Source organism: Micromonospora sp. RB23 (assembly GCF_053585025.1).
The window spans coordinates 121,656-145,258 of record NZ_CM132111.1; the positions used below are offsets into that span (position 1 = coordinate 121,656).

Here is a 23,603-nt window from a genome sequence, read left to right on the forward strand (position 1 = left end):
ATCCTCCCATGTGCCCGATCTGGCATCGCGGAGGCATCCGAAGGTGGAGGATGACGAAGGAACAACTCCCAGGAGGTAGGACCGTGTTTGGAATCGGGCGGCGTAAGTCCCAGGGCCAGCTCGCCAAGGCAGAGCTGAACCAGAGCATCAGCCACCTGATGCAGGCAGCCAACCACGCCGCCAAGGGCGCCGGCTCGTCCGTCGGCCCGCGGGTCCAGATGGCCCGGGGCTACGTCGGACCGGCTGCGGTGAAGGTGCGCGACCGCGCGTCGACCGGTTGGGGGACGACACTCACCACGCTGGCACCGCTGGCCGCGGCGGCTCGTGACGGCGCCGCGCAGGCAGGGCCGCTGACCAGGAAGGCCAAGTCGAAGACCATGCGGATCACGGGGAAGAAGAAGCAGCCGCGCCGTCGCGGCTCGATGATGACCGGCCTGCTGGCTGCGGGTGCCATCGCCGGCCTGGCCGGCGCGGTCGCCCTGCGCCGCCGCCGCGAGCAGCAGGAATGGGCCGAGTACGACCCGACCCACACCCTGGAGCCGATGCGCAGTGAGGTCGACTCGATCGAGGTGCGCACCCCGTCCGCGACCAAGGGGTCCGACGGCTCCGCCATCTCCGGGATGACCGGCGCGGGCAGCTCGGCGGTGGCCGGCGGCGACAGCGCCAGCACCACCGCCAAGCCGACCGCTGTGCGCCCGACCGACAAGGTTCCGTCGGTCGCCGAGGGTGCCAAGGACGTGTCGGGACGCCCGACCGACGACCTCACCAAGGCGCTGGGCAAGGACACCGCCCGTACCAACGGCCGCCGCTGACCCTTACAGCAGCGCGACGAGCGCCGGCGACGCGGGCTTGCCCCCGCGCGCCGGCGCTCCGCGCGTGCGGTGGACGTCCGGTCAGAGCCAGCCGTTGCGGCGGAACCAGCGGTACAGGGCCAGCGAGACGCCGAGCATGAGGGCCAGGGCCACCGGATAGCCGTACGTCATCTTCAGCTCGGGCATGTTCTCGAAGTTCATGCCCTCCACGCCGGCGATGGACGTCCAGACCGCGGCGATGGCCGCCCACGCGGCGATCTTGCGCATGTCGTTGTTCTGGTCGACGCTGACCTGGGCCAACCGCGCCTGAAGGATCGAGTTCAGCAGGTCGTCGTACGAGTTCACCTGCTCGACCGTGCGGCTCAGGTGGTCCTGCACGTCCCGGAAGTACTTGCGGATCTCCTTCGGCACGTCCCGGTTGACCTGCGAGGTCAGGTTCATCAGCGGACGCTGCAACGGGACCACCGCGCGCTTGAACTCCACCAGCTCCCGCTTCATCTGGTAGATCCGCTGGATGCGCCCGTGGCTGTTGCGGTCGAAGACCTCGGCCTCCAACTGGTCCAGGTCGTCCTCGAGCTGCTCGGCCACCTCCAGGTAGAGGTCAACCACCCGGTCGGTCACGCCGTACGCCACCGCCCACGGGCCCTGGAGCAGCAGCTCCTGCTTGGTCTCCAGGTCGGCGCGGACCGGGGAGAGCCGGCAGGCGTCACCGTGCCGGACGCTGATCAGGAAGTTCGGGCCGATGAAGAGCATCACCTGGCCGGTCTCGACGACCTCGGAGGTCTCGGTCAGCTCGGTGTGCTCGCAGTAGCGGGCGGTGCGCAGCACCAGGAAGCTCACCTCGCCGAAGCGCTCCAGCTTGGGCCGCTGCTCGGCCTTCACGGCGTCCTCGACGGCCAGTTCGTGAAGGCCGTACGTCTCCGCGATGGCGGTCATCTCGGCCAGCTCGGGCTGGTGCAGCCCGATCCAGACGAAGCCGTGCTCCTCGCGGCGCGCGGCCTCCAGAGCCTCGGCGGGCGTCCAGTCGCCGGGCTGCCGCTTGCCGTCGACGTAGAGCGCGCAGTCGACCACTCCGCTGCGCCCGGTGCCGGTGGGCGTCGGGGTCGGTGTGGAGCCGTCGGCGTTGAGCATCCGGGTCACCGCCCGGACCGGGGACGGCCACGCTCGGGGTCGCAGCACCCGGGATGTGTTCGGCGGCACCGTCCGGCCCCGCTCTGCCCGATCCGTCATCGCGACACCTCCCCGCGCTCGCCTGCGGCTTGCAGGCTACGCCGATGGTGGCCACCGGCAGGTGTGACGGCGGTCGCGGGTGCGGCGCCGGGCGGGCCGGGTCGCATCGGGGGGTGAAGGGACGACACGGCCCACCCGGCGCCCGTGGGGGCGGGGGTTGTGCTGCGCGCGTGATCCGGGGTGGGCGGGCGGTGATCTCCGCTACACCTGACGGATGACGCTCGCAGCATTGTGGGCCGCCGGCCGCCCGCTGGGGAGACCTGGGACGGCCGGCATCGTCTTTCTGTCGGGAACCCGACAGAATTTCAGCTTCGGCTGGCCTCGACGGCCTCGGCGAGCCGGCGAACGCCCTCGTCGATGCGGTCGGCCGTCACCGCCGAGAAGGCCAGCCGCAGGGCGTGCCGTCCGCCGTCCAGCACGAAGTCACTGCCCTTGACGACGGCCACCCCGCGCTCGGCCGCCGCCGGGGCGAGTCGGTCCACCAGCACGTCCTCGGGGAACTCCACCCACAGGAAGTAGCCGCCGTCGGGCTCGACGAACCGCGCCTGCGGCAGGTGCCGGCGCAGCGACTCGGCCAGCACCTGGGCCCGCTCGCCCAGCGCCGCCCGGACGGTCTCGATCGAGCGGTCGATGTCGCCCGAGACGCAGAACTGGTGCACGATCGCCTGCGACACCATGCCCGGCGAGATGTACAGGCTCGTCGCGTTCTTGGCGATGTCGGCGATCAGGTCGGCCGGGCCCACCAGGTAGCCGACACGTACGCCCGGGCAGACCGTCTTCGTGAAGCTCGACGCGTGCACGACGACGTTGCGGGTGTCCATCGACAGCATCGACGGCAGCGCCTCGCCCCGGAAGCGGATATCCGCGTACGGGTCGTCCTCGAAGATCGTGAAGTGGTACTCGGCAGCCAGGTCGAGCAGTTCACGGCGCTTCTCCAGCGACAGCGTCACGCCGGCCGGGTTCTGGTAGTTCGGGATGACGTGCGCCAGCCGGGGGCGCACGCCCGACTCCAGCAGCTTGCGCAGCTCGGCGGTGTCCAGGCCGTCCGGCTGGACGGTGACCCCGTGCAGCTCACTGCCCATGCGCTGGAGGTTGAGCAGCGTGCGGTCGTACGTCGGACGCTCGACGACCACCGCGTCGCCGGGGCGGATCAGGTGGTCGAAGAGGAACGCGTCGGCCTGGAGCGACCCGTTGGTGACCAGCACCTGGTCGGCCGCGACGCCGTGCTTCTCGGCGATCCACTTGCGCAGCGGAACGTAGCCGACGGAGGTGCCGTACGCCGTGACCCCCGCGGGATCGGCGTCGAAGGCGCGTACGGCGGCGGCCTTGAGCCCTTCGACATCGACGATGTCCAGCGAGGGGGCCCCACGGGCAAAGGAGATCAGCTGCTCGGCGGTCATGGATATTGAGCGTACGGGCGGCGGCGGGGGACGCGCCGACGGCACGGCGATGTCCGCATCCTGAGCCACCGGGACGGGTGACGCCCCTGGGCCGGTCGACGGCAGATCAGACCGGAAGTGCGAGCGAGTCGTGCTGCGCGGCCCGGGAGAGGCCGTCAAACTGCACGCCGAGCGAGTCGAGGAGCTGGCTCCAGTCGAAGTAGGAGCGCCACGCGACGATCCGGCCGCGGCGTGCCCGGACCACGTCGGCGACCTCCCAACTCACGAAACGGCCGGTCGGAGCGACCGTGCCGTACGGCGAGTGCAACGTGCCGGTGTGGGTGCCGCTGAGGCGCAGTTCCACGGCCGCGCCGCCGGACGTACGCACCGAGCCCAGCGGGTCGACGCGCAGGTCCGGAAAGGCACCGGTCCAGGTACGCAGCAGCGCGGGCAGCTCGATCGGTCGAACCGTCACACCGGGCATGGAGTAGAACGCCTCCGGGGCGTACAGGTCCGGCAGTCGGGCCACGTCCCGCCGCAGGAGCATCGCGTACTGCTGCTCGATCAGGCGCTCCGCGTCACGCATCGGGCCCTCCCTCACGGGCCACGGCATCTCCGTGCCCGCGAGGGATACCTACCCTTCGATTCGACCCGGCACACCTGCGCGGTTCAGGTCGTGGCGGCGACCTCGCTCTTCGCCCAGACGCGCATGATGTCCCGTACCGAGATCACCCCGGCCACCTCCCCGCCGTCGAGCACCACGAGGTGCCGGAATCCACCCCGGGCCATCGCGGCGGCCGCCTCGGCGACCGTCCACTCCGGTGCCGCGTACACGACGTCCCAGGTGAGGTGGGCGCCCGTGCGTTCGGTGTCGCAGTCGAGACCCGCGCCGATGGCCTTCAACACGTCGCGTTCGGTCATGATGCCGACCCCCTCGGAATCGGGATCGATCACGACCGCCGACCCGACACCGCGGGCCGACATCATCCGGGCCGCCTGGCGGAGCGTGTGCTCCGGACCGACGACGAGGACCTGGCTGGACATTGCTTCCCGTACCTGCATCACGCATCACCCCTTTGGGACCGTGGCATTCGGTACGGACATGGTCGTCCGTGGATGTTTCCAGGACAAGACCGGACATCGTCGGGATGCGGCGGCGCTCGCTACTGTCGACGCGTGTCCACCGAGCCCCTGCGCTGCGCCGGCGCGTTGATCGTCGACCGCGACGGCCGCATCTTCTTCCAGCGCCGCTCACCACACCGGCGCCTGTTTCCCGACTGTTGGGACATCGTCGGCGGCCACCTGGAACCGGGCGAGGAGATCGACGAGGCGCTGCGCCGGGAGGTCACCGAGGAGACCGGTTGGTCCGTCTCGGACGTCCTCGGCCAGGTGGGCGAGTACCACTACGTCGGCGACGACGGCCTGGCCCGCGTCGAGTACGACTTCCTGGTTCGCGTGGACGGCGACCTCGGCCACCCGCGGTTGGAGGCGGGCAAGCACACCGAACACCGCTGGCTGGCCGAGCACGAGGTGACCGTGCTGGACGAGAACCGCGACGTCAACGACGGCCTGATCCGGCGGATCGCGGAGGAGGGCTTCGCGCTCCTGCGATCGATCGGTCCGTGAACGCCGTCGAGCTGCCGCCGCACCGGATCGCCGGGCTGCTCGCCCCGGCCGTGGACCGGGTCTTCCGCGCCGGCATGTCCGCCGGACACGACTGGGGTGGCGCCGAGCTGAGCCAGCGGTACGGCGGACCGACCGCCACCGGCCTCCTGGTCGAGCTGCGGACCCGCCTGGCGGCGCCCGGTGGCACGGTCGACGAGCCTGGATTCGCCGCCATCACGCGCTACCGCGATCCGGTCGTCAGCCGCCGCGCGGTGGACAAGCAGGTCGCCCACGGCATGATCCACCGTCGTCCGGACGGACGGCTGTCCGCCACCGAACGCGGCACCGCCTTCCTGGTCGAGCTGCACCAGATACACGCCGAGGTCACCGAGGAGCTGTGGGCCGGGCACGACGAACGGGTCGCGCGGCTCACCGCGGCTCTCGGCCGGCTGCTGGCGTACTCCCTGGTGCTCGTCGACGGCGACCGGGCGTGGCCGGCGTTCGCCGCGATGGCGCCCCCGCACGAACCGGACGGCACCCCGCCCGGCGTGCTGCTGCTCAACCGACTCGGCACGCTGCGCTACCACCGCGCCGACGCGCACGCCGCCGCCTGGACCGCCGCCGGGCACACCGCGTCCAGCGTCACCGCCCTGCCCCCCGGCCCCGAGCGGCTCGCCATCGACCTGGAGACCGACCGCCGGGCCGCCGAGCCGTACGCCGTGCTCACCGCCGAGGAGCGGCTGACCATGCTGGCCGACCTGGCGGCGCTGCCCGGCTGACCGGTTGGCCGGAGTCGCCGGCCCGCCCGGGGCTATCCTCCACCGGTGACGGGAGCAGGACGAGGGAGGATGTCGCGATGATCGGTTTGGTGCTCGCGGCCGGGGCGGGGCGTCGGCTGCGCCCGTACACGGACACGCTGCCGAAGGCGCTGGTGCCGGTGGACGGCGAGATCACGATCCTGGACATCGCGCTGGGCAACCTCGCCGAGGTCGGGCTCACCGACGTCGTGATCGTGGTCGGCTACGCGGCGGACGCGGTCGTCTCCCGGCAGGCGGAGCTGGAGAAGAAGTACGGGGTCACGCTCACCCTGGTGCACAACGACAAGGCCGAGGAGTGGAACAACGCCTACTCGCTCTGGCTGGCCCGGGAGCACTTCGCGCGCGGAATGCTGCTGGTCAACGGCGACACCGTGCACCCGGTCAGCGTGGAGAAGACCCTGCTGGCCGAGCGCGGGCCGGGCATCCTGCTCGCGGTGGACACCCTGAAGCCGCTGGCCGAGGAGGAGATGAAGACCACCTTCGACGCCGCCGGCCAGCTCACCCGGATCACCAAGCTGATGGACCCGGGCGAGGCGTACGGGGAGTACATCGGCGCGACGCTGATCGAGCCACAGGTCGCCGACGCCCTTGCCGACGCGCTGGAGGCGACCTGGCGGCGGGACCCGAACCTCTACTACGAGGACGGCTACCAGGAGTTCGCCGACCGTGGCGGCGAGGTCCGGGCCGCGCCGATCGGTGACGTGCCGTGGGTGGAGGTCGACAACCACGCCGACCTGGCCCGGGCGCGGGAGATCGCGTGCCGCTACTAGCCCGGAGCGTCCTCACCCCGCTGCACATCGACGTGCGACGCGGGGCGGTCGCCGACCTGGCCGCGATCCTGGCCGACGGACGGATCTCCGCCGGCGGCGACGTCGCGGTGGTGGTCGGGCCCGGTCAGGGCACCCAGATCGCCGAGCTGATCCGGCCGTCGCTGCGCTCCGCCGACGTGTTCACCGTCGCCGGGGCGACCCTGGACGCCGCCGACGACCTGGGCGGGAAGCTGCGCGCCCGCTCGTACGACGCGGTCGTCGGCATCGGCGGCGGCAAGACCATAGACGTCGCGAAGTACGCGGCCACCCGGCGCGGGCTGCCGATGGTGTCGGTGGCGACCAGCCTCGCCAACGACGGGATCGGCTCCCCGGTCGCCAGCCTCATCACGGACGGGATCAAGGGCTCCTACGGGGTGCACATCCCGATCGCGGTGATCGTCGACCTGGACTTCGTGGAGAGCGGGCCGGACCGGCACAACCGGGCCGGCATCGGCGACGTGATCAGCAACATCAGCGCGCTTGCCGACTGGGAGCTGTCCCGGCAGGTACGCGGCGAGCCGATCGACGGGCTGGCGGCATCGCTCTCCCGGGCGGGTGCCGAGGCGGTGCTCCACCACCCGGGCGACATGACCGACGACTCCTTCGTCACCGTGCTGGCCGAGGCGTTGATCTCCAGCGGCCTGGCGATGGCGGTCTGCGGCACCAGCCGACCGTCCAGCGGCGGCTGCCACGAGATCATGCACGCGGTCGACTCGCTCTACCCCGGTACCGCCTCGCACGGCGAGCTGGCCGGGCTGGGGGCGCTGTTCTGCACCTGGCTGCGCGGCGACCTCCGCCGCTTCGAGGAGATGTCCGCCTGCCTGGCCCGGCACGGGCTGCCCCGGCTGCCCGCCGAGGTGGCGCTCACCGACGACCAGTTCGTCGAGGCGGTGCAGTTCGCGCCGCGTACCCGCCCGGACCGGTACACCATCCTCGAACACCTGGCCCTGTCGCCTACCGAGACGCGGGAGCGGCTGGCAGACTACGCCGGTGCAATCCGCGACCAGCTTGGCTGACCCCCGTCCCACCGTCGCCGACTTCCACCGGGTCAACCGGGGCGGCGGCCTGTTCAGCGAGTCCATCAGCCAGTGGCTCGGCGCGGTCTTCGCGCTGGTCGCGCAACGCCTCGGGCTGCGCCCGACCGCGCTGACCCTCACCAACCTGGTGCTCGGCCTGGCCACCTCCGTCACCGTGGTCGCGCTCGCCGGCCCGGTCGCCGACGGTGACGTACCGGCCTGGGTGGTCGGTCTGATCGCCCTGGTCGGCTGGCAGGTGGCGTACTCCCTGGACTGCGCGGACGGGCAGCTCGCCCGGGTGACCGGCCAGGGCAGCCCGGCGGGGGCACGGATCGACATCCTCTGCGACGTGGCCGCGCAGATCGCCCTGGTGGCCGCGCTGGCCGCCACCGCCGTGGCGCAGGAGCCGTCCACCCCGACGTGGCTGGTGGCCACCTTCGCGGGCACCTGGATGGTCAACCTGGTGACGTCGGTGATGCAGGCCGGCCCGAACGCCGCCAGCATGGTCACCTCGACCTCGCTGCCCGTACGCCTCGTGAAGCTGGTCCGCGACTACGGCGCGGTCGTCTTCGTGGCCGCCCTGGTGCTGGCGGTGGCCCCCGCGCTGGTGCTCTGGGTGCTGATCGCCTTCACCATCGTCAACGGCGGCTTCCTCCTGGCAAGCATCGCCTTCTCCGCCCGCGCCACCCTCCGCTGACCCACCCACCCGCCCTACCACGCCCGCGCCGCGCCGCGCCTTGCCGCGCCGATCATGAGTTGTGGTGCCCGTTTTGATGCGTTCTAGGTCATCTGTCGCCCACCACAACTTCATGATCGACGGCATCGGGCGGCGCGGGGGCAGCAAGGGGTAGGGGTAGGGCGGGGCGGGGCGGGTTAGGGGTGGGTGGGGGTTTGGGACAGGCTTGCGTAGATGTCGATGAGTTGCTTTGTCACCACGTCGGGGTGGAAGGTGCGCTCGTAGCGGGCGCGGGCGGCCTGGGTCAGCCCGGACGCGCCCGCCCTGGCGACCGGCAGGGCGGCGGCGAGCGCGGCCGGCTCCGGGGCGACGACCCAGCCGGCATCACCGAGACCGATCCCGGCCGGCATGACCGGGCCACCACCCCCGGCGACCGCCGAGGCGGTCTCGGCCGGGCCGGTGCCGGCGGGCTCGTGCGGGGCGTCCGCTCCCACCAGGTACGGGATGCCGCCGAGTGCGGTGCCGAGCACCGGCCGGCCACTCGCCAGCGCCTCGATGATCACGGTCGGCAGCACGTCGTGCCACATCGACGCCGCGATCACCACGGCGCTGGCCTCGACCGCGGCGCGTACCCCGGCGCGGTCGAGCTGCCCGAGGTAGACCACGTCGGGTCGCTCGGCGGCGGCAGCCTCCACCAGCGGGCGCAGCTCGCCGTCGCCGGCGATACGCAGCGTGCCCAGGGTGCCCACCGGGTGCCGTCGCCAAGCGTCCAGCAGCAGGTCGACGCCCTTCTCGGGCGACAGCCGGGCCATGTAGAGGAAGCCGTCACCGAGCGGTGCGGGCCGGCCCGGATCGGGGACGGCGTTCGGCTTCACCACGATCCGGTCGTCCGGGATGCCGTAGTCGCGCAGGTGATCGGCGATGGCCGTGGTGAGCGCGACGTACCGGTCGACCGACCGCCAGGTGCCCCGGTGCACGGCCAGGGTGGTCGCCATCAGGGCGCTCTGCGCCGCCGAGTCGCGGTAGCACCGGTGCCTGATCGCCGGCACGCCCAGCGCCCGGCCCTTGCAGTCCTGGCAGATCACACCGTCGCGGAAGTAGATCCCCGAGGAGCAGACCTGCCGGTAGTTGTGCACCGTCTGCACCACCGGCACGCCGTGCCGGTGCGCGGTCCGCACCACCCAGGGCGAGATCAGGGGGTACGGGTTGTGCAGGTGCAGAACGTCCGGTCGGTGCTCGGTGAGCAGCCGGCTCAGGTCCTGCTGCGCGCGGGGCGCCCAGATCGGTGAGATCGGCAGCAGCGCCTTGGCCGCCTTCGACATCGAGGGGATCTCGTCCGAGCTGCGGATGAAGGGCAGCACCTCGACACCGGCGGCGGTGAGCTGGGCGATCTCCGCGTCGACGATGGTGTTCTCGCCGGAGGGCTGAGCTTCCCGGTACCGGTTGTGCGCCACCACGATTCTCACGGGAAAGAAGGCTACCGTTGGCTGGTGCCCGAACTACCGGAGGTTGAAGCGCTCGCGGGTTACCTGCGGCAGCGCGCGGTGGGGCGGCGTGTCGACCGGCTGGAGATCGCCGCGATCAGCGCCCTGAAGACGTACGACCCGGCACCCACCGTCGTCGCCGGCAAGGCGGTGGTCGACGCCCGTCGGTACGGCAAGTTCCTCGACGTCGTCATCGAGGGTGATCTGCATCTCGTCGTGCACCTGGCCCGGGCGGGCTGGCTGCACTACCGGGAGGCATTCCCGTCCTCGACCCCGCTGCGCCCCGGCAAGGGCCCGATCGCCGTGCGGGTCCGGCTCGACGACGGGTCCGGCTTCGACCTCACCGAGGCCGGTACGCAGAAAAAGCTGGCCGCGTACCTGGTCACCGACCCGGCCTCGGTGCCCGGGGTGGCCAAGTTGGGCCCGGACGCGCTCGCCGCCGACCTCCCCACCTTCGTCGAGCGGCTGCGCAGCCGACGCGGGCAGGTCAAGGGGGTGTTGACCGACCAGTCGGTGCTGGCCGGGGTGGGTAACGCGTACTCCGACGAGATCCTGCACGCGGCGAAGCTGTCGCCGTTCGCGATCACCGACCGGCTCACGGACGCCCAGCTGGCCACCCTGCACGCGGCGACGCGGCAGGTGCTCGGCGACGCGGTCGAGCGATCCCTCGGCCAACGTGCCGCCGAACTCAAGGGCGAGAAGCGGTCCGGGCTGAAGGTGCACGCCCGTACCGGCCTGCCCTGTCCGGTGTGTGGGGACACGGTGCGGGAAGTCTCGTTCGCCGACTCGAGCCTGCAGTACTGCGCCACGTGTCAGACGGGCGGCAAACCGCTCGCTGACCGACGGTTGTCCCGTCTCGTACGGTGAGTAATTCCACGGCGCGACTACGGAGCGGAATCGTCCCGAGTGAGCCGAACCTCCGGTCCACCGTTCTCGCCACAGGCGTATCCATCGGTATAGTGGCCCGGTCCCCGGCTTCTGAAATGGTGCGGAGCCGGCCAGATCCCGCCGACACCATCGGTCGCCAATCTCCTGCGGGGCGGCGACCGGCCGGAGCCCGCGTGGGAGACTGGGACGGTGGGCGACCCGGGCCCTCACGGCGAGTGAGCGGCACGTGTCATGCGGGAGGACATGGGTGAGGTGACGGCAAGCCTCCAGCGCCCGGTATCCAACGAAGGCCGGAGCAGACTCGTGCGGCACGTCGACAGCTTCGAGATCCAGCCGCCGACGCCGCCGTCACACAACGGCGTGCCTCGGTCGGCGTGGGCCAGGGCGCGACGCCGTGTCTCCCGTTGGCACCGCCCCTACACCGCGATCCTGCTGCTGCTCGACTTCGGGGCGGCGGCCTTCGCCAGTTGGATCGCGATCCAACTCTTCGACCAGGCCGCCTCGGGCTTCTCCGGCACCAACCAGGACCCGACCTGGTTCCACACCATCTCCTACCTGCTGCTGCCGCTGGGCTGGGTGGTCATCCTCTGGAGCAACCGGGCGTACGACCGGCGGTATCTGGGGCTCGGCCCGGACGAGTTCAAGCGGGTCATCAGGGCCGCGGTCACGGTCGCGGCCAGCGTCTCCTTCCTCGCCTTCGCCACGAAGACCGCGCTGTCGCGGTGGACGGTGGGCACGGCGCTCCTCGGGGCGCTGCTGCTGATCCTGTGGGGCCGTTTCGTGGCCCGCTGGGCGCTGCACTACATCCGCCGCCGGGCCGGTCAGGCCGCGCACCGGATGGTGCTGGTCGGCACCCTGCCGGAGTGCCTGGAGGTCTACGCGGCGGTCACCCGCAGTCCGGCCGCCGGCCTGATGCCGGTCGCCATCCACATCACCGACGGTTACGCGGCGGCCCGCGGGGTGCCGACGCCGGTGCCGGTGCACGCCGGCCGGGACGTCCTGGCCCTGGTCCGCGAGGTCGGCGGGGACACCATCGCCGTGTGCGGGTCGGCCAGCGCAGAGCCGGGCGAGCTGCGCCGACTGGCCTGGCAGCTCGAAGGCTCCGGGGTGGATCTCGTGGTCGCCCCGCAGTTGACCGACATCGCCGGCCCGCGCGTGCACATCCGACCCATCGAGGGTCTGCCGCTGCTGCACGTCGAGGAGCCGACGCTCTCCGGGCCGGCGCTGCTGGCCAAGAACCTGATGGACCGGGTCGCCGCCGGCCTCGGCCTGCTGCTGCTGATCCCGCTCTTCATCTCGATCGCGATCGCGATCCGCATCTCCGACCCCGGGCCGGTCTTCTTCCGCCAGCCCCGCGTGGGGCACGAGGGGCGCACGTTCCGGGTGTGGAAGTTCCGGACGATGTACGTCGACGCCGAGGACCGGCTGGCCAGCCTCACCGACCAGAACGAGACCGACGGCATGCTGTTCAAGATGAAGCAGGACCCCCGGGTCTTCCCGGTGGGTCGCTTCCTGCGTGCCTCGTCGCTGGACGAGCTGCCGCAGTTGATCAACGTGCTCTGGGGTGAGATGTCGCTGGTCGGGCCGCGACCGCTGCCGGCCGACGACGGCGACTTCCTGGGCGACGTGCGACGCCGGCTGCTGGTCCGCCCCGGCATGACCGGGCTGTGGCAGGTCTCCGGCCGCTCCGACCTGTCGTGGGACGAGGCGGTCCGGCTCGACCTCTACTACGTCGACAACTGGTCGCTGGCGTACGACCTCAGCATCCTGTGGCGCACGGTCGGGGTGGTGCTCGCCCGTAAGGGCGCCTACTAGCGCCGGAGCCGGCGAGCCGTCAGGATCGCTGCGTGGGTGGCAACCTCTCCGCCGTGGTCGGCGTCGTCTCGCTGGTCACCGCTCTCACCGCGGCCCTGCTGGCGGTGCTGCGACTGCGCGCCCGACGCGGCATCGCCACCGCCACCCAGCGGGCCACCTACGAGGTGCTGCACACCGCCGGGCTCGCCGCCGAACCGCTGCGGGCGGGGCTGAGCGCGGCGGGCGCGGCGAAGGCCGTACGTCATCTGCGTGCCCTGGTGGGCGCGGTCGGGTTGGCGCTCACGGACGCCGACGCGGTGCTCGCCCTCGACGGACGCGGCACGCACCACGGCGAGCAACTGCTCGCGGCGGCCCAGCGGTCGATCAACTCGGGGCGGTCGACCGTGCTCGGCGAGTCCGACCTGCGCTGCGACCGGGTGGACTGCCCGATCCGCGGAGCGGTGGTCGCGCCCCTGCACGGCGCCGACGCCCGCGTGGTCGGGGCGCTGGTGGCGATCGCCGACAACGCGCCGGCGCCGGGACTCGTGCAGGCCACCCTGGAGACCGCGCACTGGGCCGGCAACCAGCTCGCCCTGGCCGAGCTGGACTCGTCCCGCGAGCGGCTGGCGCGGGCCGAGATCCGGGCGCTGCGGGCGCAGATCAGCCCGCACTTCATCTACAACGCGTTGACGGCGATCGGCTCGTTCGTCCGGACCGACCCGGAGCGCGCCCGGGAGTTGATCCTGGAGTTCGCGGAGTTCACCAGGTACTCGTTCCGGGCGCACGGCGAGTTCACCACCCTCGCCGAGGAGCTGCGGTCGATCGACCGGTACCTCACGATCGAACGGGCCCGCTTCGGCGACCGTTTGCAGGTGCGGCTACAGATCGCGCCGGAGGTGCTGCCGGTGACGCTGCCGTTCCTCTGCCTCCAGCCGCTGGTGGAGAACGCCGTCCGGCACGGGTTGTCCCGCAAGCCGGGCACGGGCATGGTGAGCATCGAGGCCCGGGACGCGGGCGCCGAATGCCACATCACGGTGGAGGACGACGGGGTGGGTATGGATCCGGCCACGCTGACCGCCGGTATCGCCGAGCTGGCTCACAGCACCGGCGACCCGGGCGACGACACGGGCCAGCACGTCGGCCTCTCGAACGTCGACGAGCGGCTCCGGTCGGTCTTCGGTGACCGCTTCGGCCTGGTCGTCGAGACCGGGCTGGGTTCGGGAACGCGCGTGAGCGTGCGGGTGCCGAAGTTCCACCCGGGCGTACGGGCCGGTTCGTGAGCGAGCGCAGCGAGCGAATGCGGGCAGCCCGGTGAACGCCTCCGGTTTTTTGCGGGTGCTGGCGGTGGACGACGAGCCGCCGGCGCTGGACGAGTTGGCGTACCACCTGCGGGCCGACCCCCGGGTGGCCCGGCTGCACACCGCGGGGGACGCCACCGAGGCGCTGCGGCTGCTGCGCGACGGCGACGTGGACGTGGTCTTCCTGGACATCCGGATGCCCGGCCTGGACGGCATGGAGCTGGCGCGGGTGCTGCGGCGCTTCGCCCGACCGCCGGCGATCGTGTTCGTCACCGCGTACGACGACGGCGCGGTGGACGCCTTCGACCTGGGTGCCACGGACTACGTCCGCAAACCCGTACGCGCCGAACGGCTGGCCGAGTCGCTGCGGCGGGTGATCGGGTCGCGGGTGGTGCCGTCGCATCCGGCGGCGCTGGCCCGGGCCGAGGAGGATCCGACGATCCCGATCGAGCTGGCCGGGACGACCCGCATGCTGCCGCGCTCGGCGGTGCGGTGGGTGGAGGCGCAGGGCGACTACGCCCGGCTGCACACCGCCGAGGGGTCACACCTGGTGCGGGTGTCGCTGGCGACGCTCGCCGAACGCTGGGCGGATGCGGGTTTCGTGCGGGTGCACCGGTCGTACCTCGTGCAGTTGAAGTTGATCGCGGAACTGCGCCTGGTGAACTCCGGCTACGTGGTGGTGGTCGACTCCACCGAGCTGCCGGTGAGCCGGCGGCACACCAGGGAGTTGAAGGACAAGCTGGTCAGGGCCGCGAAGCAGGATTGGAGTCGCTGAGTCGGGAATGCCGGCAACCATCCCGTACGTTGTACGCTACGCCGTACGACATCCGGGAGGGCCGCCGTGACCGAAAACCCGTTCGACGCCGAGACCGAGTTCGACAACCAGGTCGACCGCCTGGTGCGGTTGGGCTACCCGACCCTCGCCGGGATGCCCGAGAGCGCCTTCCGCGACCTGGTCGCGCCCCTGCGATCCGGCGCGGTAGACGGTGCCGCCGGCCTGCCCGCGCCCACCGACGCGCGGGTGCCGTTCCTGCTGGTCGTCACGCGCGACCTCATCGGCGTGGAGCCCCGACTCGAACTCACCACCCTGGCCGGCAAGCGCAAGCCCGGCTTCCTCGACCGGCACTACGCCGAGGACGACCTGCCGCGCTTCGACCCCATCAAGGAGCTGGAGGTGCCCGCCGGTCCGGCGTACCTCCTCTTCGACGTCCACCGTGGTGAGGAGTTCCGCAACCTCGCCCCGTCCGTGGCAATGGAGGGCATGACCGCTCAGGGTCGGCTTCCGCTCACCATCGACGAGGGGCTGGCCTTCATCACGCTGTATCCCGAGGCGCTGGCCAGCAACAGGTGCTTCTCTCTGGTCGGCTCGCGGTGCGGTGACAAGCGGGTGCCGGCGCTCTGGATCAGCCAGGGCGCACCGAAGCTGGGCTGGTGCTGGTACGGCAACCCGCACACCTGGCTCGGCTCCGCCTCGGCCCGACCGGAACGCATCGGTCTCGACTGATTCCACTGAGGACGGTAGCGCCGATCGGCCGGTTACGTAGCCATCGTCGGTGACCTATCGTCCGTGTGCCGGTCCCGTACGGGGCGCAGGGTCGGTGCGGGCGGAGCCTGCTCAGGCCGCCCCACCACCCTCACGTTGGGACATCGATGCAGCAATCCCCAGCCCGCCGCGCCCTGCTGGCCGGTGCCGTCGTGGCGGCCCTCGTGCTGTCCGGCGCCACCCCGGCCCAGGCCGCGGCGACGGGCGCGGTCAGCGGACGACTGACCACCAGCGACGGCGCACCCGCCGCCGAGGTCATGGTCCAGGTCTACCCCGCCGACGACTACGAGAGCGCCGGCTACACCAGCACCGACGCCGACGGCAACTACACCGTGGCCAACCTGCCGGCCGGCTCCTACCGGGTGGGGTACTTCCCCTGGTTGCGCCCCGAGCAGTACCACCACCAGAAGTCGCAGATGTCCGACGCCGACCCGGTGACCGTCACGGCCGGAGGCACCACCACCGTCGACGAGCAACTCTTCGGCACCGGGACCCTCAGCGGCCGGCTCGTCGACGCCGCCGGCAGCCCCGTGCCGTACGTGAGCATCAACGCCAACGAGGTCGACACGTACGGCTGGGCCGGTGGTTCGACCGACGACGACGGCCGATTCGCCATCAACGCGCTACCCGGCCGCTACCGGGTGAGCTTCAACCCGATCGAGGGCTCCTACCAGACCCAGTACGTACCGGGGAAGCTCGACGAAGAGGGCGCCAGCGTCTTCGAGGTCAAGCTGGACGCGGTCACCGAGGTCAACGAGACGGTGCTGCCGGTGGGTGGCCTGACCGGCCGGTTCACCACGGCGACCGGCGCCGCCCTCGCCAACGCCCAGGTCGACATCACCACCGTGAACTCCTACGGCGGAGCATGGACGCAGACCGACTCGAACGGTCGGTTCAACGTCGAGGTGCTCCAGGGGTCCTACAAGGTCGCGTTCTCCACGGACGACCGGCAGCAGTACTACCGCGGCAAGCTGACGGCCGAGGCCGCCGACGTCGTCGAGATCCGCGGCGGGCAGCAGACGACCATCGCGGACAGCCTGCTCGGCACCGGATCGGTCACCATCGCGGCCGTCGACTCGGTCACCGGCGCCCCGGTCGCCAACTTCTGCGCCGACTCCGTGTGCAGCAACGGCAGCGGCACGGTGACCGTCAGCGGCCTGCCCCAGGGTCAACACGACCTCTTCCTGTACGCGCCGGACGGTCACTACTTCTCCCGCCAGCTCACGGGCGTACGCGTCAAGGCCAACAGCACCACCAACCTGACCGTGAAGCTCCGGCCGGGCGCGGTCATCGCCACCACCGTCGTCGACCGGCAGACCGGCGCGCCGCTGTCGGACGTCTGCCTCGACGCGTTCCTGCCGAAGCAGGCCGCACTCAGCGACGGCTACGGCGAGTGCAGCGACCGCAACGGCCGGATCGAGGTCGGACCGCTGACCGCAGGCACCTACAAGCTCTTCGCCGTACCGCTCGGCTCCACCTACGGTCGTCAGTGGGTGGGCGTCGACGGTGGGACCGGCGACGAGCGGCAGGCCGCCACCGTCACGGCCACTGTCGGTCAGGTGGCGACCGGACCACAGGTGAGGATCGACCGGGCGGGCACCATCACCGGCACGGTCACCGACTCCGCCGGCAAGCCGATCCAGGGCATCGACGTCTCCGTGCTGACCGCGCATCCGGGCGTCGGCGTCAACGACGCCACCACCAACGCGGCCGGCGTGTACACGCTGCGCAACCTCGGGCCGTACGCCTGGCCCGTCGTGTTCGCTGACGGCCACTACGCCAACGAGTGGTCGGGTGACAAGCCGAGCCGGTTCACCGCCACCCCGGTGACCGTCACCGCCGGCGCGGCGGCCAGGCAGAATGCGCAACTCGACAGCGGAGTGACCCTCACCGGCACCTTCCGCACGCCCGACGGCACCGACTACACCAGCGGTTGGGTCGTGGCGCGCAGCGCCGACACCGGCGACATCGCCGGCAGCGGCAGTATCGAGGACGGCCGCTTCTCCATCCGGATCAAGGGACCGCAGCGGGTCTACTTCACCTACGACGCCTCCCTCGGTGAGGGTCAGCAGGTCAGCGGTCGCTACCTCGTGACCCAGCCCGACGGCACCCGCAAGCTGGCACTCTTCAACGTGCCGGCCAGCGGCACCATGTCGGCGGACCTGGTCGTACCAGCAGCCTGACCGTGGCGTCAGCGGGGCCGGTGGCGCTGCCACCGGCCCCGCTGCGTGCCCAGCCGGGAAGCCCGGCCCACCCTGACAGCTCGGTCGGTCGTCCACAACGAACCTCGGACGTTCGAGGAGGCAGGCCGGCATCACCACCGAGTTATCCACAGGGTCGAGCGGTTCTCCACAGGTTGTTCACAACGCCACCCACTGATCTCCACGGCGGCTCCCTACAGTCAGACCCCATGAAGGAACGTCGCGTCCTGGTCGTCGAGGACGAACGCACCATCGCCGAGTCGGTCGCCGCCCGACTCCGCGCCGAGGGTTTCCTGGTGGAGATCGCCTCGGACGGCCCCAGCGCGGTCGAGCGGTTCCGGACCGGGCAGCCGGATCTCGTCGTCCTCGACGTGATGCTGCCCGGCTTCGACGGTCTGGAGGTGTGCCGGCGTATCCAGGCGGTCCGGCCGGTTCCGGTGCTGATGCTCACCGCCCGCGACGACGAGACGGATCTGCTGGTCGGGCTCGCCGTCGGTGCGGACGACTACCTCACCAAGCCGTTCTCGATGCGCGAGCTGGCCGCCCGCGTCCACGTGCTGCTGCGTCGCATGGAACGGGCCGCGACTCCCGCGCCACCGGCCATCCGCCTCGGCGACATCGAGATCAACGAAGCCGAGCGGCGGGTCCGCCGGGCCGGCGCGGACGTGCACCTCACGCCGACCGAGTTCGACCTCCTGCTGCACCTCGCCGGGCGACCTCGGACGGTGCTTCCCCGGGAACGACTGCTCGCCGACGTGTGGGGTTGGGCGGACGGCACCGGCACCCGCACGGTGGACAGCCACGTCAAGGCCCTGCGACGCAAGCTCGGCGCCGACCTGATCCGGACCGTCCACGGCGTCGGGTACGCCCTGGAGGTCCCCGCGTGACGGGCCGGCTGGTGGACTGGCTCGACCGGGTGCTTCCCCGCCCCCTCGACCCGGTCCGCTCGATAAAGATGAAGCTCGGCGTGCTGCTGGTCGCCTCCTGGGCGGTGGCCATCGGCTACTTCTGGTATGGCATCGGCTGGCTCCCACCGGGCACGGCGATCACCTCCATCTGCATCGCGTTGGTCACCTCGCAGGTGCTCGCCCACGGCATGACCTCACCGCTGCGCGAGATGACGGCCGCCGCCGGGGCGATGGCCCGCGGCGACTACACCCGTCGGGTACGCGCCACCTCCCGCGACGAGGTGGGCGAGCTGGCCCAGGCGTTCAACAAGATGGCCGAGGACCTGCACGCGGCGGACCAGCGGCGACGTGAGCTGATCGCCAACGTCTCCCACGAGCTGCGGACGCCGATCACCTCGTTGCAGGGCGTACTGGAGAACATGGTGGACGGGGTGGCCGAACCGGAGCCGGCGGCCCTGCGTGCGGCCCTGTCCCAGACCGAGCGGCTCGGGCACCTCGTCGCCGACCTGCTCGACCTGTCCCGTCTCGACGCCGGGGTGGTGCCGCTACGCCGGGTCCACATCGACGTCGGGGACTTCCTCGACGAGGCGGTGGAGCACGCCATCGCCAGCGCGGCCGGCGCGGGTCTGGACGTGGACTTCCGGTTGCACGAGTTGGCGACGCCGTTGACCGTGCACGCCGACCCGTGGCGGTTGCACCAGGTGTTCACCAACCTGCTCGACAACGCCGCCCGCCACAGCCCACCGGGCGGCACCGTACGGGTGAGCGCCAAGGAGCACGCCGGCCAGCTCCACTTCGAGGTCAGCGATGAGGGACAGGGCATACCGACGGCCGAGCGGTCCCGGGTGTTCGAACGATTCACGCGCGGCGACCGCGCCGCCGGGGGTGGAACCGGCCTCGGCCTGGCCATCGCCCGCTGGGTCGTGGAACTGCATGGCGGCCGGATCGCGGTCCTCGACCCGGTCAGCGCCGCCAAGGGCACCCCTCCCGGCTGCCGCATCCAGGTCACCATCCCGAACAACGGACCACACCGAGGAGAGGTCGCATGACCGCCCCTGGCAGCACTCCGCCTCCGACCAGCGGCCCGACGACGCCGGTCGCCGACTCACCGGCGCGACCGCCGGCCAGCACGGCGGCCCTGTCGACCGGTGGCCCAGCGGCACCGGCCACCGGCGGCGCCGGACGGCCGATCCCGGCCTGGCCCCAGCCGATGGCTGCCCCGCTCCTCGCGCCCCGGCCGCCGTCGCTGATCGAGCGGCGCTGGCCAGGGCCATCGGGTGCCGCGCGCCCGCTCGTCCTGGCGGCACTGACGGCGGCCGCCATCCTCGGCGCGTCGACGATCACGATGGTTCGTCCCGGACTCGGTTGGCTGGTGGCCGCGGTGGCCGGCACCACCGCGCTCGCCGTCGCCGCCGTCGTCCGGGCCCGGCCGTCGACCGCCCCACCCGCGTCGCCGACGCCGACGTCACCAACCACGGCACCTACCCCGGCGGCTCCGGCGACCCAGCCCAGCGCAACCGACCAGCCCAGCCCGACCACCCCGGCGGCCCGGGCCGCCCCGGTTACGCCGGCCCCGCCGGCCGGTCAGGTCACCCCGACCGCCCCGACAGCCCAGGCCACCCCGACCACGCCGGCCGGTCAGGTCACCCCGACCACCTCGGCGGCCCAGGTCACCCCGGCGGCCACCGTCCGTCCCGATGCCACGGGGGCATCGGGGCGGGCGGCGCAGGTCCTCTGGGCCGCCGCGACCGTGGCGTTGGTGGCCGTGGGCACGGTCCGGGCGGCCGGCTGGCTCTTCGCGCTCTGCCTGCTCGCCGCCGTGGTGACCGGGACGCTCGCGGTGACCGGCGGGCGGAGCCCGCTCGGAATGCTGCTGGCCGCGACCCTGCCGCCGGCCGCGACGGTACGCGCGCTCCCCTGGGCGGTACGCGGACTGCGCGACCACCGGCCGGCCGGCTCGGGTATCGCCGTCGGACGGGTCCTCACCAGCGTGGCGCTCTCCGCCGGCCTGCTGATGCTGTTCGGGCTGCTCTTCGCCTCCGCCGACGCGGTCTTCGCCGACCTGGTCAGCGGCCTGCTGCCCGACATCTCGGTCCCCGGCACGATCGGGTGGACGTTCCGGCTGCTGCTGATCGGCGGCGGTCTGCTGGGTGCCGCGTACCTGGTCAGCCGCCCCCCGGATCTGGAGGATCTCCGGCCCGCGCCGTCCCGGCCCGCGCACCGGTTGGAGTGGACGCTTCCGCTGGTGCTGCTCGACGCCCTGTTCGCGGCGTTCGTACTGGTCCAGTTGACGGTGCTGTTCGGTGGCTCGGGGCACGTGCTGCGCACGGCGGGGCTGACCTACGCGCAGTACGCGCGCGGCGGCTTCTGGCAACTGCTCGCCGTCACCGGGCTCACCCTGCTGGTGATCGCCATCGCCGCCCGCCGGGCACCGAAGGCCACGCGGACCGACCGGCTGCTGGTCCGCACGCTGCTCGGGGCGCTCACCGCGCTCAGCCTGGTGATCGTCGCCTCGGCGCTCTACCGGATGCAGGTCTACGCCGACGCGTACGGGGCCACCCGCCTGCGGCTCGTCGTGGCGACCGTCGAGCTGTGGCTCGGGCTGCTGTTCGTACTGGTCGGCGTGGCCGTGGTGCGGCTGCGGGCCACCTGGCTGCCCCGACTGGTGATCGGCACGGCGGTGCTGGCGCTGCTCGGGTTGGCCCTGGTCAACCCCGATCGGCTGATCGCCGACCGGAACGTCGACCGGTACCTGCAAACCGGCCGGTTGGACGTCGACTACGTGTCCGGCCTGTCGGCGGACGCCGTACCGGCCCTGGCCCGACTGCCCGAGCCGATGCGGATCTGCGCTCTGTCCCGGCTCGCCGTCGAACTGCCCCGGGACGGCCTCTGGGCGACGAACCTCGGACGGGAGCGCGCCCGTCCCGAGCTGGCCACGATCCCGGTGATCGGCCCGGCGTCGCACTGCCTCGTCCCGCGTGACTGGTGAGCGTCGACGCTTGACAATCGCGCGAGGCGGGCAAGACTGCCGGGGTGGCCAAGCAACTCCCTGACGTGGGGTCGGGCGGTGCGGTTCCGCCGCCCCGGCGGGAACGGATCGTGTTGGCCGACATCACCCGGCGCGACACGCGCTCCGAGCGGACCCGCGTGGAGCTGGCCCAGCAGACCCAGGTCGGCGAGGCGCTGGTCCGTGGCCTGGTCCGGGCACAGCTCGCGCTGGCGTTGCGCTTGTCGTTGGTGGTGGTCATCGGGCTGGGCGGGTTGCCGTGGCTGTTCGCCATCGCGCCGTCGCTCGGCCGGACCACCGTGGCCGGCGTCAACCTGCCCTGGCTGCTGCTCGGGGTGGCCTCGTTCCCGTTCCTGATCGCGGTGGGCTGGGCGTACGTGCGGCTGGCCGAGCGCAACGAACAGGACTTCACCGACCTGGTGCAGCGGCCGGAGCACTGACGTGGGCAACGACTACGTGGTCCCGGCCATCGTCGCGGTCACCCTGGTCACCGTCGGCATCGGCTTCTACGGGCTGCGGCTGGCCCGGACCACGTCCGACTTCCTGGTCGCCTCGCGGGCGATCAGTCCGACCTGGAACGCCGCCGCCATCGGCGGGGAGTACCTGTCGGCCGCGAGTTTCCTCGGCATCGCCGGCCTGGTCCTCAAGTACGGCGTGGACGTGCTCTGGTACCCGGTCGGCTTCGCGGCCGGCTACCTGGCGCTGCTGCTGTTCGTGGCCGCGCCGCTGCGCCGCTCCGGCGCGTTCACGCTGCCCGACTTCTGCGAGCTGCGGCTCGGGTCCCGTCGCCTGCGCATCCTCGCCACCGCCTTCGTGATCTTCATCGGCTGGCTCTACCTGGTGCCGCAGTTGCAGGGCGCCGGGCTCACGCTGGCCACGGTGGCCGGCTCCCCGTACCCGGTGGGCGCCCTTCTGGTCGCGGTGGTCGTCACCGCGAACGTGGCGCTCGGCGGGATGCGGGCCATCACGTTCGTCCAGGCGTTCCAGTACTGGCTCAAGTTGACGGCTCTCGCCGTACCCGTGATCTTCCTGGCGTTGCAGTGGCAGGCCGATGCCCGCCCGGCGGTGACGCCGCCGGACGGACCGACGTTCCGGGCCGCGACCACCGTCGTGGTCGAGCACCGCGCGACCCTCACCCTGGCCGACGGTGAGATTCGTGAGGTACGCCCCGGCGACGAGCTGACCTTCGCCGCCGGCGACCCGGTGCCGCAGGTGTCCGGGGTGGCCACCGATGCGGCGGACTGGTTGCTGCCCAGCGCCGCGGGCGCCGACGACCGGGGCCTGTTCGGCACGTACTCGCTGATCCTGGCCACCTTCCTGGGCACCATGGGCCTGCCGCATGTGCTGGTCCGCTTCTACACCAATCCCGACGGCGCGGCGGCACGCCGGACGACGCTCGTGGTGCTGGCCCTGGTCGGCGTCTTCTACCTGCTGCCCACCCTGTACGGGGTGCTGGGCCGGATCTACACCCCGCAACTGCTCGTCAGCGGGCAGACCGACGCGGTGGTGGTCCTGCTGCCCGGCGCGGTCCTCGGTGACGGGCTGGCCGGGCGGCTACTCGCCGCGCTCGTCTCGGCGGGGGCGTTCGCCGCCTTCCTCTCCACCTCGTCGGGCCTGCTGACGAGCGTCGCCGGGGTGATCTCGACGGACGTGCTCGGCCGCGGCTCGGTACGCGGCTTCCGCTGGGCGACCGTCATCGCCGGGGGCGTACCGGCGGCGCTGGCCCTGCACGTCTCCGGCCTGGACGTCTCCCAGGTGGTCGGGTTGGCCTTCGCCGTCGCCGCGTCGAGCTTCTGCCCGCTGCTGGTACTCGGCATCTGGTGGCGCGGTCTGACCGACCTGGGCGCGGCCGCCGGAGTGCTGGTCGGCGGCGGGGCGGCGATCGGCGCGGTGCTGGTGACCGTCCTCGGTCCGCCGCTGTCGGGATGGCCCGCCACCCTCACCGCGCAGCCGGCCGCCTGGACGGTGCCGCTGGCGTTCACCGTGATGGTGGCGGTGTCGATGGCGACCCGCCGCAGAGCACCGGCCGACGTGGCCGCCACCATGCTCCGCCTACACACTCCCGAAGCCCTACGCCTGTAGCCCCGCGCCCTGCGCCCTTTCGGCGCGGGAAGCGGCTTGATCCACTCGAGGTC

22 protein-coding genes are annotated in these 23,603 nt (G+C 72.1%); 17 read left to right on the forward strand and 5 right to left on the reverse strand.

The features are described 5' to 3' along the window. The first annotated feature begins 50 nt into the window (after positions 1-50). A complete protein-coding gene (locus ACTFTM_RS00450) occupies positions 51-812 on the forward strand; it encodes a hypothetical protein (RefSeq protein WP_449563923.1) in 762 nt (253 codons plus the stop codon). An 81-nt stretch (positions 813-893) separates the two neighbouring features. Here ACTFTM_RS00450 and corA read toward each other — a convergent pair whose 3' ends face one another. The 4 genes from corA to ACTFTM_RS00470 all read right to left on the reverse strand — a co-directional run bounded on the left by corA (position 894) and on the right by ACTFTM_RS00470 (position 4,483). After that, positions 894-2,042, reverse strand: coding sequence for a magnesium/cobalt transporter CorA (gene corA, locus ACTFTM_RS00455; protein WP_449563924.1), 1,149 nt, complete (start codon positions 2,040-2,042; stop codon positions 894-896). A gap of 305 nt (positions 2,043-2,347) precedes the next feature. Continuing rightward, a complete protein-coding gene (locus ACTFTM_RS00460) occupies positions 2,348-3,442 on the reverse strand; it encodes an aminotransferase-like domain-containing protein (RefSeq protein ID WP_355048685.1) in 1,095 nt (364 codons plus the stop codon). A gap of 106 nt (positions 3,443-3,548) precedes the next feature. Next, positions 3,549-4,007 (reverse strand): ester cyclase, encoded by a 459-nt coding sequence (locus ACTFTM_RS00465; protein ID WP_449563925.1) that lies wholly within the window; start codon positions 4,005-4,007, stop codon positions 3,549-3,551. A gap of 83 nt (positions 4,008-4,090) precedes the next feature. Then, entirely contained in the window at positions 4,091-4,483 is a 393-nt protein-coding gene (locus ACTFTM_RS00470) for a CBS domain-containing protein (protein WP_449563926.1), read from the reverse strand. 114 nt (positions 4,484-4,597) lie between these two features. Here ACTFTM_RS00470 and ACTFTM_RS00475 point away from each other — a divergent pair, with 114 nt between their 5' ends. The 5 genes from ACTFTM_RS00475 (at position 4,598) to ACTFTM_RS00495 (ending at position 8,366) form a co-directional block, all read left to right on the forward strand. Continuing rightward, positions 4,598-5,047: an NUDIX hydrolase gene (locus ACTFTM_RS00475; RefSeq protein ID WP_449563927.1), complete on the forward strand. Its 450-nt coding sequence runs from the start codon at positions 4,598-4,600 to the stop codon at positions 5,045-5,047. Continuing rightward, positions 5,044-5,805, forward strand: a complete 762-nt coding sequence (locus ACTFTM_RS00480) for a hypothetical protein (RefSeq protein ID WP_449563928.1) — start codon at positions 5,044-5,046, stop codon at positions 5,803-5,805. Before ACTFTM_RS00475 ends, ACTFTM_RS00480 begins: the two co-directional genes overlap by 4 nt. A gap of 77 nt (positions 5,806-5,882) precedes the next feature. After that, positions 5,883-6,614, forward strand: coding sequence for a phosphocholine cytidylyltransferase family protein (locus ACTFTM_RS00485; RefSeq protein WP_449563929.1), 732 nt, complete (start codon positions 5,883-5,885; stop codon positions 6,612-6,614). Continuing rightward, the gene (locus ACTFTM_RS00490; RefSeq protein ID WP_449563930.1) at positions 6,602-7,669 is read left to right on the forward strand and encodes an iron-containing alcohol dehydrogenase family protein; all 1,068 of its coding nucleotides are present in this window, start codon (positions 6,602-6,604) and stop codon (positions 7,667-7,669) included. The genes ACTFTM_RS00485 and ACTFTM_RS00490 overlap by 13 nt, the downstream gene beginning before the upstream one ends. Continuing rightward, on the forward strand, positions 7,644-8,366 hold the full coding sequence (locus ACTFTM_RS00495; protein ID WP_449563931.1) for a CDP-alcohol phosphatidyltransferase family protein: 723 nt from the start codon (positions 7,644-7,646) through the stop codon (positions 8,364-8,366). The genes ACTFTM_RS00490 and ACTFTM_RS00495 overlap by 26 nt, the downstream gene beginning before the upstream one ends. Positions 8,367-8,542: 176 nt before the next feature. Here the strand turns inward: ACTFTM_RS00495 and ACTFTM_RS00500 are convergent, their stop codons facing one another. Next, positions 8,543-9,811 carry a glycosyltransferase gene (locus ACTFTM_RS00500; RefSeq protein ID WP_449563932.1) on the reverse strand — a complete coding sequence of 423 codons (1,269 nt, stop codon included), beginning with the start codon at positions 9,809-9,811 and terminating at the stop codon, positions 8,543-8,545. Positions 9,812-9,835: 24 nt separating this feature from the next. On the opposite strand from ACTFTM_RS00500, the gene ACTFTM_RS00505 reads away from it, so the two are divergent. The 11 genes from ACTFTM_RS00505 (at position 9,836) to ACTFTM_RS00555 (ending at position 23,550) form a co-directional block, all read left to right on the forward strand. Further along, positions 9,836-10,696, forward strand: a complete 861-nt coding sequence (locus tag ACTFTM_RS00505) for an Fpg/Nei family DNA glycosylase (protein ID WP_449563933.1) — start codon at positions 9,836-9,838, stop codon at positions 10,694-10,696. A gap of 264 nt (positions 10,697-10,960) precedes the next feature. Then, a complete protein-coding gene (locus ACTFTM_RS00510) occupies positions 10,961-12,532 on the forward strand; it encodes a sugar transferase (RefSeq protein WP_449566498.1) in 1,572 nt (523 codons plus the stop codon). A gap of 32 nt (positions 12,533-12,564) precedes the next feature. After that, a complete protein-coding gene (locus ACTFTM_RS00515; protein WP_449563934.1) occupies positions 12,565-13,791 on the forward strand; it encodes a sensor histidine kinase in 1,227 nt (408 codons plus the stop codon). A gap of 31 nt (positions 13,792-13,822) precedes the next feature. Further along, positions 13,823-14,584 (forward strand): LytR/AlgR family response regulator transcription factor, encoded by a 762-nt coding sequence (locus ACTFTM_RS00520; protein WP_007453674.1) that lies wholly within the window; start codon positions 13,823-13,825, stop codon positions 14,582-14,584. A gap of 66 nt (positions 14,585-14,650) precedes the next feature. Continuing rightward, complete coding sequence (locus ACTFTM_RS00525) at positions 14,651-15,313, forward strand: DUF5701 family protein (protein ID WP_449563935.1); 663 nt, start codon at positions 14,651-14,653, stop codon at positions 15,311-15,313. A 146-nt stretch (positions 15,314-15,459) separates the two neighbouring features. Beyond that, a complete protein-coding gene (locus ACTFTM_RS00530) occupies positions 15,460-17,535 on the forward strand; it encodes a carboxypeptidase regulatory-like domain-containing protein (RefSeq protein WP_449563936.1) in 2,076 nt (691 codons plus the stop codon). A gap of 227 nt (positions 17,536-17,762) precedes the next feature. Beyond that, positions 17,763-18,440, forward strand: a complete 678-nt coding sequence (locus ACTFTM_RS00535) for a response regulator transcription factor (RefSeq protein ID WP_449563937.1) — start codon at positions 17,763-17,765, stop codon at positions 18,438-18,440. Next, the gene (locus ACTFTM_RS00540) at positions 18,437-19,510 is read left to right on the forward strand and encodes a HAMP domain-containing sensor histidine kinase (protein WP_449563938.1); all 1,074 of its coding nucleotides are present in this window, start codon (positions 18,437-18,439) and stop codon (positions 19,508-19,510) included. Before ACTFTM_RS00535 ends, ACTFTM_RS00540 begins: the two co-directional genes overlap by 4 nt. Then, entirely contained in the window at positions 19,507-21,450 is a 1,944-nt protein-coding gene (locus tag ACTFTM_RS00545; RefSeq protein WP_449563939.1) for a DUF4153 domain-containing protein, read from the forward strand. Before ACTFTM_RS00540 ends, ACTFTM_RS00545 begins: the two co-directional genes overlap by 4 nt. Before the next feature lie 44 nt (positions 21,451-21,494). Beyond that, entirely contained in the window at positions 21,495-21,908 is a 414-nt protein-coding gene (locus tag ACTFTM_RS00550) for a hypothetical protein (RefSeq protein ID WP_449563940.1), read from the forward strand. Between the two features lies 1 nt (position 21,909). Further along, complete coding sequence (locus tag ACTFTM_RS00555) at positions 21,910-23,550, forward strand: sodium/solute symporter (RefSeq protein WP_449563941.1); 1,641 nt, start codon at positions 21,910-21,912, stop codon at positions 23,548-23,550. Positions 23,551-23,603: the final 53 nt, after the last annotated feature.

Excerpts from the sequence above, each read along its gene's own strand:
- ACTFTM_RS00450 (WP_449563923.1), top strand. The coding sequence starts at position 51 with ATGACGAAGGAACAACTCCCAGGAGGTAGGACCGTGTTTGGAATCGGG.
- corA (WP_449563924.1), bottom strand. The coding sequence starts at position 2,042 with ATGACGGATCGGGCAGAGCGGGGCCGGACGGTGCCGCCGAACACATCC.
- ACTFTM_RS00460 (WP_355048685.1), bottom strand. The coding sequence starts at position 3,442 with ATGACCGCCGAGCAGCTGATCTCCTTTGCCCGTGGGGCCCCCTCGCTG.
- ACTFTM_RS00465 (WP_449563925.1), bottom strand. The coding sequence starts at position 4,007 with ATGCGTGACGCGGAGCGCCTGATCGAGCAGCAGTACGCGATGCTCCTG.
- ACTFTM_RS00470 (WP_449563926.1), bottom strand. The coding sequence starts at position 4,483 with ATGCAGGTACGGGAAGCAATGTCCAGCCAGGTCCTCGTCGTCGGTCCG.
- ACTFTM_RS00485 (WP_449563929.1), top strand. The coding sequence starts at position 5,883 with ATGATCGGTTTGGTGCTCGCGGCCGGGGCGGGGCGTCGGCTGCGCCCG.
- ACTFTM_RS00510 (WP_449566498.1), top strand. The coding sequence starts at position 10,961 with ATGGGTGAGGTGACGGCAAGCCTCCAGCGCCCGGTATCCAACGAAGGC.
- ACTFTM_RS00530 (WP_449563936.1), top strand. The coding sequence starts at position 15,460 with ATGCAGCAATCCCCAGCCCGCCGCGCCCTGCTGGCCGGTGCCGTCGTG.
- ACTFTM_RS00535 (WP_449563937.1), top strand. The coding sequence starts at position 17,763 with ATGAAGGAACGTCGCGTCCTGGTCGTCGAGGACGAACGCACCATCGCC.
- ACTFTM_RS00545 (WP_449563939.1), top strand. The coding sequence starts at position 19,507 with ATGACCGCCCCTGGCAGCACTCCGCCTCCGACCAGCGGCCCGACGACG.